The 12,898-nt window shown below is 53.8% G+C and carries 10 protein-coding genes; 2 read left to right on the top strand and 8 right to left on the bottom strand.

Annotated features, from left to right (window positions below):
• Nucleotides 1–80: 80 nt before the first annotated feature.
• Nucleotides 81–755, top strand: coding sequence for a hypothetical protein (locus tag ACZ5N7_RS17475; protein WP_464655894.1), 675 nt, complete (start codon nucleotides 81–83; stop codon nucleotides 753–755).
• Nucleotides 756–810: 55 nt separating this feature from the next.
• On the opposite strand, the gene moaA is transcribed toward ACZ5N7_RS17475, so the two are convergent.
• From moaA to ACZ5N7_RS17435, 8 genes are all read right to left on the bottom strand, one after another.
• Complete coding sequence (gene moaA, locus ACZ5N7_RS17470) at nucleotides 811–1,833, bottom strand: GTP 3',8-cyclase MoaA (RefSeq protein WP_464655893.1); 1,023 nt, start codon at nucleotides 1,831–1,833, stop codon at nucleotides 811–813.
• Nucleotides 1,834–1,866: 33 nt separating this feature from the next.
• A complete protein-coding gene (locus ACZ5N7_RS17465) occupies nucleotides 1,867–3,135 on the bottom strand; it encodes a molybdopterin molybdotransferase MoeA (RefSeq protein WP_464655892.1) in 1,269 nt (422 codons plus the stop codon).
• A gap of 131 nt (nucleotides 3,136–3,266) precedes the next feature.
• Nucleotides 3,267–3,755, bottom strand: coding sequence for a helical membrane plugin domain-containing protein (locus ACZ5N7_RS17460; protein ID WP_464655891.1), 489 nt, complete (start codon nucleotides 3,753–3,755; stop codon nucleotides 3,267–3,269).
• Nucleotides 3,739–6,714 carry a formate dehydrogenase subunit alpha gene (gene fdhF / locus ACZ5N7_RS17455; protein WP_464655890.1) on the bottom strand — a complete coding sequence of 992 codons (2,976 nt, stop codon included), beginning with the start codon at nucleotides 6,712–6,714 and terminating at the stop codon, nucleotides 3,739–3,741. Before fdhF ends, ACZ5N7_RS17460 begins: the two co-directional genes overlap by 17 nt.
• Nucleotides 6,715–7,039: 325 nt before the next feature.
• Entirely contained in the window at nucleotides 7,040–8,116 is a 1,077-nt protein-coding gene (locus tag ACZ5N7_RS17450; RefSeq protein ID WP_464655889.1) for an NAD(P)H-dependent flavin oxidoreductase, read from the bottom strand.
• A 124-nt stretch (nucleotides 8,117–8,240) separates the two neighbouring features.
• Nucleotides 8,241–9,392 (bottom strand): ABC transporter permease, encoded by a 1,152-nt coding sequence (locus tag ACZ5N7_RS17445; RefSeq protein ID WP_464655888.1) that lies wholly within the window; start codon nucleotides 9,390–9,392, stop codon nucleotides 8,241–8,243.
• Nucleotides 9,385–10,548 carry an ABC transporter permease gene (locus ACZ5N7_RS17440; protein ID WP_464655887.1) on the bottom strand — a complete coding sequence of 388 codons (1,164 nt, stop codon included), beginning with the start codon at nucleotides 10,546–10,548 and terminating at the stop codon, nucleotides 9,385–9,387. Before ACZ5N7_RS17440 ends, ACZ5N7_RS17445 begins: the two co-directional genes overlap by 8 nt.
• Before the next feature lie 38 nt (nucleotides 10,549–10,586).
• The gene (locus ACZ5N7_RS17435) at nucleotides 10,587–11,525 is read right to left on the bottom strand and encodes an ABC transporter ATP-binding protein (protein WP_464655886.1); all 939 of its coding nucleotides are present in this window, start codon (nucleotides 11,523–11,525) and stop codon (nucleotides 10,587–10,589) included.
• A gap of 225 nt (nucleotides 11,526–11,750) precedes the next feature.
• Between ACZ5N7_RS17435 and ACZ5N7_RS17430 the strand changes: the two genes are divergently transcribed.
• Nucleotides 11,751–12,887 carry a sensor histidine kinase gene (locus ACZ5N7_RS17430; RefSeq protein WP_464655885.1) on the top strand — a complete coding sequence of 379 codons (1,137 nt, stop codon included), beginning with the start codon at nucleotides 11,751–11,753 and terminating at the stop codon, nucleotides 12,885–12,887.
• The last annotated feature ends 11 nt before the right edge of the window (nucleotides 12,888–12,898 follow it).

Here is a 12,898-nt window from a genome sequence, read left to right as displayed (position 1 = left end):
ATGCGATTAGTTATGTTCGAATTAATATTCTATGTTGAGAGGGGAAGCAACCGAACTTGGAGACAGAAAGGGTAACCAGTATGAAATTCGGGAAGAAAAACCTCGTACCACAATCTGCTCATGTTATTCGTGTTCGCCTTGCAGCTATGACACTAGCTGTCTCCGGAGTCCTGTTTCTCGTGTATCCCGTGCTTCGCCCCTTCTCCGATGAAACGTCCTTGTTTGGAGCTGCGGCATTCGCTTCCACGGAATGGATTGGGGCGCACGTGCTGGCAATGCTGGGTTTCATCCTGCTGACGTTGGGACTGTTTGGTCTGTACATCTGTCTTCATGAGACAACTGTTCAGCGTTTTGCATTCCGCGGGCTTGTCTTGAGTTGGCTGGGGACAGGTCTGACATTGCCGTTCTACGGGGCTGAAGCTTTCGGACTGCACGTGATCGGCCAAGAAGCAGTCAAGCAGCATAGCGTCACCCTGGTCAGCCTGGCTAATGATGTCCGTTTCGGGCCCGGATTCGTCATGATCCTGGCGGGGCTTGTGTTGCTTGCGCTTGGCTCAATCATGGCTGCCATTGCGGTCTGGAAATCTCGTACCATGCCAAAATGGAGCGGTATTCCGTTCGCTCTCGGATTTCTGCTGTACCTTCCGCAATATGTTGGAACTCAGCAGATCCGGGTGGCTCATGGGTTGTTGGTTGCCGTCGGGTGTGTGTGGATGGCAATGGGCATGTGGATGCAAAGCATCAAGGGAAAGTAAATTGAATAATCGGGTTGCGGAGCTTTGGCTGTTCTTCTGCTCATGAATTATAAACTCAGCCGCCCAGATAGGACATTTCCGCTTTATCTTTTCTGAGACCGGGAGATTGGTTGAGCCGTATCTCCGAATAACGGTCAGTCCGCTTCATCCAAATGCCCCGAATAAGCTCTTCCAGTTCCTCGTCGGTGGCTCCCTCGCGCAGCGGCGTCCTCAGATCGGTGCCTTCCGACGCGAACAAACAGGTGAACAGACGTCCCTCGGCGGATAGTCTGGCTCTTGTGCACGTAGAGCAAAACGCTTGCGTCACAGATGAGATGAACCCAATTTCCACATCGGTTCCCGAGTATCTGTAACGGCTCGCCACTTCACCGTAATAATCGGCCCCGACCGGCTCCAGAGGCATTTCCGCGCTGATGGCTTCGACGATCTCGCGGCTGGGCACCACTTGGTCCAGCTTCCATCCGTTCGTGTTGCCGACATCCATAAATTCAATGAAGCGCAGCGTATGGCCTTTTTGCTTGAAGTAACGGGCCATCGGCAAAATATCGCTGTCGTTGATCCCCTTTTTCACCATCATGTTCACTTTCACCCCGAGACCCGCCCGCGCCGCCGCCTCTATCCCGTCCAGAACCGGCTTGACCGAATAACCGACGCCGTTCATCATGGCAAAACGCTCGTCATCCAGGCTGTCCAGGCTTACGGTCACCCGCCGCAGGCCCGACTGCTTCAGTTCGGCCGCCTTCTTCGCAAGCAAGCTGCCGTTGGTCGTCAGGGCAATCTCCCGCACGCCTTCGGCTTTGTCGATCATGCCGATCAGCTTGGGCAGTTCCTCGCGCAGCAAGGGTTCGCCCCCGGTGAGGCGAATTTTTTCCACTCCCAGCCTGGTGAATATATTCGTAAGACGGGTGAGCTCCTCAAAAGTGAGCAGTTTCTCTTTTTTCAAAAAAGCGTACCCCGCCCCAAAAATTTCGGCAGGCATGCAGTACGTACAGCGGAAATTGCACCGGTCTGTAACGGAAATCCGCAAATCGCGCAGCGGCCTGTTCAGAGTATCCCTAACCTTGCTGTGATTTTCCATCCTCCACACTCCTAATAAAAGCTTTACGCCCAATCAACTTAATAAAAGCACGGTAATGCGATCTCCCGCTTTTTTTCCATGGCCTCCGGGGGGGATGACGAGCAGGCAGTTCGCATCCTTGATGGAAGTGAGGATACCCGATTGGTCCTTCCCCACCTGCCCCGCAACCAGCCTCCCGTCCTCTATGCGGCATTCGCCCCTGACGTAACGGGTATACGCGTTGACTTTATCAAAATCATTGGCAAGAAAGGCCGTGCATTCGCGTAAAAATATATTTTCCTGCGCCTGCATCCCAAGCAGCACAGGCCGGACCAACAGTTCAAAACCGACAAAGCAGGCGCCCGGGTTGCCTGAAAGCGCAAAGAGGAACTTCCCGTCGCGAATTCCGGCCGTTGTCGGGCTGCCGGGCCTCATGGCGAGCTTGTCGAACAGCTTGGTCCCTTTCCATTGTGAGAAAATATCGGCCAAAATATCATAATCGCCCACGGACACGCCGCCGGTCGTAATCACAAGGTCCGCCTGCACAAACGCCTGATCCAGCAGCGCCGACACTTCCTCTTTATTATCGGCTGCTATGCCCAGAGAAAGCGGCACTCCCCCATGCTGCTTCACCTGCGCCGCCAGCATGCTTATATTGCTGTTCCTTATCTTACCGGGCTGGAGCGGTTGATCGATTTCAAGCAGCTCCGAGCCTGTGCCGATTATAGCGACCTTCGGTCTCCGGAACACCGGTACGCGAGACCAGCCGAAAGAGGCGAGCAGCGCGGTTTCTCCGGCGGAAATTTTCCGTCCGCGTTGAAGCAGCTCCGTTCCTTCGGTAAGCTCCGAACCAATCTCCGAGATATTGCTGCCGGCCGGTATCGATTTGGCTACCTCTATATAAAATTGACCCTCGTCCTCCGATTCCCTTGTCATTTCAAGCATGATCACCGCGTCGGCCCCTTCAGGCACCATTGCGCCCGTCATGATCCTTGCAGCTTGCCCGGCGCCTACAGCGCATTTAGGCGTACTGCCGCAGGGAATGGAGTCGATCACTTTCAAGGTCACAGGCTGGTCCGGGGACGTAGTCCCGATATCTGCCGTACGCAACGCGAAACCGTCCATGCCCGAGCGCCGAAAATGAGGCAGCGTATTGCCTGCGTTGACCGTCACGGCCAGATGTCTGCCCCATGCTTCGTGAAGCTCCACTTCCTCAGCAGGGAGCCGGCGGATGTGAGCTTCAATTCTCTGCAGAGCTTCCTTCACTTGAATGGCATGCCGTGCAAAACGCCCGCTGCGGGCAGTCTCGGTATGGTCTTTCATCACTTCTCCTCCGGTCTTCGTAAGCGGTCGGTCGTTTGATATAGAATAACATAATTAAAGTGAGACTAAACAACCTTAGTCCGGCAGCATGCCGGACTAAGGTCTGTTTCTCAATTTTATTATAAAGACTATTATACCTTATCTTCAGGTTTATTCAATTCCTCTCCCAAACCCCGCAGAAAATGAAGCGTGGTTGAGATCGAAGCCGTTACGTTCGGGTCCTTCAATAATCCTAACAATCCCCATAAGTTGGCCGGCTCTTCCCCTTTGTGCATCGATTGCTCCAGACCGCTGCCAATGCCGCTGATCAGCTTTTGTGTCTTCGCGGGATCCAGCCGGCCTAAAAACTGCACGGCAAGGATGATATTTTTCAGCATGATTGGTACGTTCGCCACCTTGATAAATTCGAAGCCGACCGATCCGAGATTGCTGCGGTTTTTCATAATGCCCTGGACGATATCAAGCAATCCGGCTTCCTGCAACTCCTTGAGGATGTCCAGGAAAGAGATGATGGCCTGGCGGTTATCGCTGACCGCCTTTAATATTTCGACGAGCGACTCTGCCTGAAGTTCTTCTTCGGTTGGGATTTTTCTTTCAATAAACTTAATTGATTGTGCCATGCTGTCCGTTCTCCTTTCGGATCGTTTCAACAACGGGCTCAAAATCCGAACGCTCCCATTTATCCTCCACTCTTACGCCCGGCTGCGGATTCCGCTTCGCGAACCGGTGGTTGACGGACGGTAAAGGCGAGGCGCCTTCCGGCTCCAAGACTTCCATTCGTACATTTATTTCTTTATAGTTTGGTGTATCCGTCACTTTGTCGAAATAGCTGCTGGTCAACCGGTTAATCGCCTCATCCACATCCGGCGTGTTCATCGGGAGGTATAATTCTTTGCCTTGCACCCTATCTGTGATGAGCACCGGAATTTTCACCGCGCCGTAAGGAGACTCCAGCCGTACAAGGGCGCCGTCCTTGATTCCCCGTTCCGCAGCCAACTGCGGCGACACCTCCAGCCATGCGTTAGGGACTTTATGCCGGATCCCTTCCGCTTTATAAGTCATATTGCCTTCGTGAAAATGCTCCAATATCCGGCCGTTGTTCAGATGCAGGTCGTAGATCTCCTCCGGCTTGTAAGGCGGTGTCCAAGCGACGGGAAAAAGTCTTGCTTTTGCGTCGGGAAAAGCGAATTTGTTGTTCTCATATAGAAGAGGCGTGCTTTGTCCGTCGGGAGCAACGGGCCAAACCTGGCTGTTCCAGCCCTCCAGATGCTCATAGCTGACTCCGGCGAACAGCGGCGCCAGGCTGGCCGCTTCCTTCATAATCTCTCCCGGGTGGGTATAGTTCCAGTTAGCCCCCAGCCGGTTGGCCACTTCCTGAATGATCCACCAGTCGGGTTTGGAATCGCCCATCGGTTCGAACACTTTATGGAAACGCTGGATGCGCCGCTCCGTATTGGTGAAAGTCCCATCCTTCTCAAGGCTTGGGGCGGCCGGCAGAATAACGTCCGCAAATTCCGCCGTCCTGCTGAAGAATACGTCCTGCACGACGAAAAATTCAAGCTTTCCGAACATCTCTTCCACAAAGTTGGAATTGGAGTCGACAAGCGCCATATCCTCGCCGAACAAGTAAAGGGCTTTAAGGTCGCCGTTGCGGATTCCTTCCACCATTTGATGGTTGTTGTAGCCGTGTTCGACCGGAAGCTCGGTATTCCAGGCCTTTTCGTACCGTGCCCGCACTTTGTCGTCCGTGACGGGTTCATAGCCCGGGAAATAAGCCGGAAGCGTACCGAAATCGCACGCCCCCTGGACGTTATTGTGTCCGCGCAAAGGGTAAGCACCGGTGCCTGTGCGTCCAAAGTTGCCGGTGACAAGCAGCAGGTTGCATATGGCTGTGCTTGTATCCGTGCCTCCCAGATGCTGGGTCACGCCCATCGCCCAGAGAATGCAGGCCGATTTGGCGTTATGGATCATCGTGGCCGTCTCGATCAGCTGAGCCTTGCTGAGACCGGTCACTTTCTCCGCATAATCAAGCGTATAAGTATCCAGCGATTTCACATAATCCTTAAACCCGTTGACATGCTTGGAGATAAACTCGCGGTTTTCCCATCCTTTATCTATGATGTATTTGGTCACCGCTGACAGCCACACCAGGTCGGTTCCCGGCTTCGCATGCAGATGGAGGTCGGCCCGCTCCGCCATTTCGTTCTTGCGCAGGTCCGAGACGATCAGCTTCTGCCCGTGCAGTTTATGTGCCCGTTTGATCCGAGTCGCCAGCACGGGGTGGGATTCGGCGGGATTGGCGCCGACTATGATGACCAGCTCTGTGTTTGCGATGTCATGCATCGTGCCGCTGTCTCCACCCAGTCCCACTGTCCTCATGAGGCCTGCGGTCGCCGGTGTCTGACAGTAGCGCGAGCAATTGTCCACGTTATTGGACTTCATCACCGCGCGGGCGAATTTTTGGAAAATGTAATTCTCTTCATTACTGCATTTGGAAGAAGAAATATATCCTATGGAATGGGGGCCGTAGGTTTCCTTGATGCCGCCGAGCTTACTGGCGATCAGGTTCAGCGCTTCCTCCCAGGTCGATTCGACGAACCTGTCCCCTTTTCGGATGAGCGGCTTGGTCAGTCTTTCTTCGCTGTTGACAAAATCCCAGCCCCACTTGCCCTTTACACAAGTCGAAACCCCGTTGACCGGCGCTTCCACATTTGGTTCAATTTTCAAAATGTGCCTGTCTTTTGTCCAAACCTCGAAGCTGCAGCCGACCCCGCAATAGGTGCATACCGTCTTGGTGCGCTTGATTCTCGATTTGCGCATGGCGGCTTCCATTTCGGAAACCATGAAGATTTCCCTGTAGCCGGGTTCAATCTCTTTGGTGAGATCGATCATCGGTTCCAGCAGGTTCGACGCAATCCCTGTGAGATAGCCGGCTTCTCCAAGCATCGACTTTTCCATAAGCGCGTTGCACGGGCAGACCGTTACGCAATGGCCGCAGGAAACGCACGAGGATTGATCCGCCGGAACGTCCTGGTCCCAGATCACCCTAGGATGCTCCCTGCTCCAATCGATCGACAGCGTCTCGTTCACCTGCAGATCCTGACACGCTTCCACACACCGTCCGCATAAAATGCACTGGTTGGGATCATAGCGGTACAGCGGATGCGACAAATCCACACTGTACGGCTTCGGTTTGAATTCATATTTTTGGTGGTTCATTTCCAGTGACTCCGTTGTATTATGTACAATGCAGTTGCCGTTGTTGTTGTCGCACACAGTGCAGTATAGCTCGTGATTTTTCAGTATCCTCGACATCGACTCTGTCTGCGCTTCTTTTACCAACGGGGACTCGGTAGATACCTGCATGTCCGCCTGCACGACGGTGCTGCACGCCCGAACCAATTCTCCGCCGACCTCGACGAAACAAGTATCGCAGGTCTGGATCGGCCCCAATTGAGAGTTATAGCATATACTGGGAACGAACAAATGATTATCGGTTGCTGCCTGAAGCAAGGTTGTTCCCGGTTTGCACTGCACTTCGTTACCGTTTAAGCGTATAGTTATAGTCTCCATGTCCATTCAACACCTCTTAGACGGCGAAATTTTAGTAATCAATTATTACTTAACCCGCAGCGCGTCCGGTTAACCAGTGTCTGTTATTTATATGGAAACCTCTATCGAAGCAATACAAGGATGAGCGACCGCGATTTAAAGGCAGGTTTCCCCTTTAATATTGCCAACCCGCGATTCTTCCGGCGCGTTGCGACACTGCACGGCGGGGGATCAAACCGTTAAAGCAGCCGAAAATCATAATTTCCTATACAATAAAAAAGACACCTGCTTTTCAAAAAGCAGGTGCCCAATAAAATTTATGTAAGATTTCCATCAAAGAGTCTAAAAGAAGCTAATGCAGCAGGGCCAACGCCTGGTTGATGATCTCGGCCATGATCTCCTCCGCTTTTTGTCCCGAGGTGAGGAGTCTTGTACCCTGGCCGGCCCACAAAGACATGTAGTCCGCGTTATTCTGCCGGGCCGCCGCATTGCGGACATCGCGCGTCACTGTATTATGCGTGGGAAAAGGAAGCGGCTCGACTCCGCCGGCATCCCATTGCCGGATAAATTCGTTGAGCACTCCTCTGGCCGGACGGCCTGAGAACGCCTTGGTTATCACGGTGCTCTCTTCCGTGCTTTGGAGCAGGGCCTGCTGATAGGCGGGATGGGCTCCCGACTCTGCCGCCGTGAGGAAACGCGTACCCATCTGCACTCCTTGCGCTCCGAGTACCAAAGCCGCCACAAGTCCACGGCCATCCATAACTCCCCCGGCTGCGATTACCGGAATCTTCACGCGGTCGACAATTTGCGGTACCAGCGCAAACGTGCCGATATTCGTGCCCATGGGATTGTTCGAGAGGTCGAACGTTCCCCGGTGCCCGCCCGCCTCGCTTCCTTGCGCCACAACGGCCTCGCACCCCGCCCGTTCGGCCAGGATGGCTTCGTCTACAGTGGTGGCCATCGCCACAGTCCGCACTCCTGCCGACTTGGCCTGCCGCATCATCGGCTCCGGAAGAACGCCGATAGCGGTACTAATGACAGGCACCTTTTCTTCCAATAGCACGGCGAACTGTTCTTCGAAACGATCGGGAGTTGCCACCGCACTTTCCGGCGGATGAGGTATGCCTAGTACATCGCGTACGCTGTTCAGCTGCCGCTGGGCTTCCACGATTCTCGAATTGTCGTCGGCCGAGCGATCCGCAAATAAGTTCACCGCAAACGGCGCATCCGTCTGCCCGCGGATTGAGCGGACCGATTCCCGGATTGCGGCCGGTTCCATGTATGCGGCGCCCAGCGTGCCCAATCCGCCCGCTTTCGATACGGCAGCCACCAGGTCTGCCGTGGTGGGTCCGCCTGCCATACCTGCTAGGAAGATTGGGTAGCGGACATTAAACATCTCACATAGTGAAGTATGCAGCCGAATATTCATTTTTTCCCTCCAAAATGGATTCATGAAAAAGCCGTCAGTCCCTCACCATTGTAGCATACACCGTCGCGTATTGCGGCGCTGCACGACATGTGATATGCAAGATATCCTCATGCCGCGCTTCCGCCTAAGCAGCGGCCTTCTCGGCCGGCCTTAACACCGCGGAGCCGAAACCGAGAAAAATGACGGCAAACAGCGCCAAAATCCCCAAATTCAATCCGATTTGCATCAGGCTTTGCCCTGCAGCCAATTGTTCCACGGCATCGATAGCCCATGTTTGCGGGACAAAATTCGCTATCTTCTGCATAAATCCCGGCATGATCGAGAGCGGCCACCAGCATCCGCCGAGCATGCAGGTCGGGACAATGACCAGCGCGTTAAGCTGTCCGATGTTGCTGCTGTTCTTCACCAGCGCGCCGATTGCGCTGCCGATTCCTACGGCGGCCAGGAGGAAGAAGGCGAGGATCACAAACATCGGGACGAAGCCGATGCCGTAATCAAACCCGACGATATACTTAGTGATCACCATGGCTACCAGTATTTGCAGCAATCCCACGGCGAAGCTCCCCAGAAAATTGCCCAGCGCGATTTCATACGAACGTACGGGAGCCGTATAGATGCGCGTCATCGTCATTTGGCTGCGGTCCTCCAGCACCAGCGCGAGCGAGTTCACAATCGATCCCATCACAAAATAAAGCATAAATCCAATGACCAGATACAGGTTGTTGTTGACAGTTTTTCCGGTATCGGTCACCGTCGTTTTCACCTGATGTTTATCCTGCTGCGCCAGAACCTTCTCCACCAGTGCCGGAATTTGCTCTGCCGCGGCACCTCCCGCACGGACGGCTTGCGTGGTCCTCTCCAGCTGCCCGACACTCTGCTTCAACGAAAATTCCAGTCCAAACGAAGCTTCGGATATATTCAAATAATAATTCCGGATGGGCACAGTCTGGCCGGCCAGCAGCTTTGACGTAAAATCCGGAGGGATGACTAAGCCAAGCGAGAGCTTCCCGGAACGGATTCCCTCGGTCAATTCCCGTTCATCCATCTTTACGAACCGGTACTCTTCTTTTTGCGCAACCTGCCCTATGACATCCTCGCCAAACACGCCCTGATCCTGGTTGGCATAGCCAACCTTTACGACATGGGTGCTGTCGCCGCCGATGAAACTCACTATAAGCGACATGACGAAGACGGGCATCACCAGATAGGAAAACCAGCCTTTGCGGTCCGAAAATATCCTTTTGAGCAAATTACCAGCGATATGCAGGCTATTCATGGTATCCTTCCTTTCGATAGAGCATAAAAGCGATCAGCATGAATGCACAGGCCATGGCTGCGAGCACAGCCAGATTGCCGATCACCGCATATCCTGACTGTCCGCTCATGAGCCGGATAAAGCTGTTCGAGGCCCAATGATTTACCGTAAACGGTTTGACATACTCAAGCGGGGTGCCGTCGGTCGGCATCATCCCGCCGCTGGCAAACGTCATTAAGCCGATAAAGGAAGCAAATACGCCGGACGCGGTTTTTGTCGAACGAAAGAGGAACGCGACGATAAAGCCCATCCCCATCGATGCCATAATGGTCGAGAGGCAGATCAGAACGAGGTAGAAAGGCGAACCGCCCCAATCCGCCCCGTAGGCAAATGCCGTGACCGCAATGATCGCCGAGGCCTGGATTGCCGACAGCACGCTGGTTCCGGACAATTTCCCCGCGATGATCCGCGAAGACGACACCGGCATGGACTGCAGCCGCAGCAGGGTATGCGCTTCTTTTTCCTTCAGCAGGCCGATGGCCGCCGTCAATCCCGAGAACAAAAGAAACATCACGAGCATGGTGGCGGAATAATACTGCAGGGCCGAGTATTCCTTTCCGTCTTTGCTCAGTTTACCGGCTTCAACGTACACAGGCTCCGGCACGGCTTTCGAGCTGCCGGCGGACGGTTCCGCCGCTTTCGGTCCCAGCACGATGGCCGCAGACTGCATGCGGTTCGTTTCGTCGACGAACGACTGCATGATCAGTCGGCCGACTCTGTTTTTAATCCTGTCGCCGCCATTGATCAGTTCCCAGCCGCCCTCTTTTCCCTGCAGCACCGAGCTACTAAAGCCTTTTGGGATATATAAGCCGAACTGGGCTTCTCCGCTCTTGATTTTCCGCAGCACATCCTCACGGGAATTCTCTTCGGCGGCTGTGAGACGGCCTTCCCCTTTCATAGCCTGCAGATAGCTTTCAAATCCTTGCGACAGCCGTCCTTTGTCTTCATCGTAATAGACGAGCTTCACGGCTTCGAAATTTTGATCCTTGGGGTTAAACACATTCGCCAGGGCGGAGCCCAGTATAAAAATGAGAGTAAGCGGCGCGACGATCAGCAGGAACAGGACGGAACGCGCCCGCAGCAGTCTTCTGAGTTCATTGATCGCTATGGTCCACATTGACAAACCTTCCTTTCTTCCATATGGTGGCAGTTCTGCTACGCATCCCGCAGGTTTCTGCCGGTCAAAGACAGGAACAGCGTCTCCAGATTCGGCTCCTGGCGGGTCAGCGACCGGATGGAAACCTGGAATTTCTGCAAAATGAACAGAATGTCCTGCAGGAAAACTTGTGAGTTCTTCAGGAAAATCTCGATCGTATCATCCTCTACAAGGACCTTGCTCACGGCCGGATACTGCTTCAGTTCGTCGATGGCCTGCTGTTTAACTTCGGCAACCTCGATCCGCAGCTTCTCGTCATCCGCGACCAGCCTTCTGAGCTCTTCCTGCGTGCCGGAGGCGATCAAATGGCCGTTGTCGATAATACCCACACGGTTGCTGATTGCCGCAACCTCCTCCATATAGTGGCTGGTGTAAATGATCGTCGAGCCCATCCGATTAAGCTCTTTGACGCATTCCAGGATATGGTTGCGCGACTGGGGATCGATACCCACTGTCGGTTCATCCATAATGAGCAGCTTGGGATGATGGACAATGGCGCACGCAATATTCAGCCGCCGCTTCATCCCTCCCGAGAACGAGGACGGCTTATCCTTCTGCCTTTCCAGCAGGCCGACAAAATCGAGCGCTTCCACCACCCGTTCCTTCAGAAGCAAACCGCTCAGACCATAGAGCTTGCCGAAAAAAGTTACGTTCTCCCGTGCCGACAAATCCTCATAAACGGCAATCTCCTGCGGTACCAGGCCAATGCGCCTTTTCGCTTCCATGGGGCTTCTCCCCACATCGATTCCTTCGACAGTGATCAAGCCCTGGTCGATTTTGAGCAGGCCGCTCATCATTTTGATCGTTGTGCTTTTTCCCGCGCCATTAGGGCCCAGCAGACCAAAGATCTCCCCTTGCTCAACCGAAAGATTCAAATGGTCAACCGATAATTTGCTGCCGTAGCGTTTCATGACGTTGCGGATTTCAATGAAACTCATATGGATCTCCTCCCAGCACCTGGTTGAACTTTGAAAACCTCTTATAAACCGCGGTCGCCCATCCTTGAAGAGCTTCGTCAAAGGTTTTCTTATATCTTGATTTTACTACCCCGCATGCCTGCTGCCATGTAGAGAAAGTCATCAGTACAGGATGACTTAAGTCATGTTATAATTTTGCCATTACGGTCCCCGGGACGCACAAACGTAAAGGTTGGGTTGCCTTCGATGAATCAGAAGCTGTTTGCCATCCGCTTTTTGCTAATATTGATTGCAGTCATAACCACGGTGTACACCTCATCTATAGAGTCCTACTACATGTATACCTTCTTTACGCTGCTCTATATTGCCCCGCATGCTTATCTTCAGCGATGGGAGCGTTCAGCGGCCGCACCGTGGATCATCCTAATGCAGATTTCACTCGGCACCGGTCTCAGCTATGTTTACGGCGGGTTCCTGTATTTACTGTCCTTCGCCGTCCTGCTCACTCTCCGTCCTAACAGCGGAAGACCGTCGGACCGGCTGCTTGCGGCGCTGCAATGGGCGGGCATGAATGCGGTCATCTACAGCGAACCGGCAGCGACGGTCCTCCTGGCGAATCTGATGTTTATCGTCATCCTTGCCGCCTTGATGTTCATGGACGGCATTATGCGGCAAAAGGAAGAGATTCAGGCGTTATACGATACTCTGCGCCAAAGTCATTACGAACTGGACGAAGCCCGCAGGAGATTGATCGAGTATGCGCAAAAGGTAGAGAATGCCGCTCAAACCGAAGAACGGAACCGAATTTCCAAGGATATCCATGATGAACTGGGACACAAACTGATCCGTGTCAAATTGATGACGGAAGCGGTAATCCGCACTTTCCCGCAGGATCGCGAAAAGGGGATGGAAATGCTCTATCACGTGCGCGACCAGTTGTCCGCAAGCATGGAAACGCTGCGTGCGACCGTGAGAAAAATAAAACCCAATGACCGCATGACCCGCAGCTTTTCGCTGCAAAGCTTGGCTGAGGATTTCGCGAGAGACAGCGGGGTACCGGTTAAGCTCACGGTCAGCGGCATGCCCCGCGTCATTTATCCGAGCGTGGAAGTTGCGTTTTACCGGAATGCGCAGGAGGCAATGACGAATGCGGTCCGGCACGGCCAGGCTACTGCGATCTCCGTCCGACTGGACTATTCGCCGGACGAAGTCGCCTTGTCGGTCAGCAGCAATGGCCGCCCGCCCGTCGGAAGCATCGTAAAAGGGCTCGGTTTGCGCGGAATGGAGGAAAGGATTGAACTGCTAGGCGGAACGGTCGAAACGGAGACAACGGACCGGTTTATCGTTCGGAGTGTTGTGCCGTACCGGAATCATGCGGGGTAGACGCGAGAACA

The organism is Paenibacillus sp. JCM 18996 (genome assembly GCF_055392555.1).
Note: the sequence above shows the minus strand (reverse complement) of the source record. Positions and strands in the feature narration are given on the sequence as shown.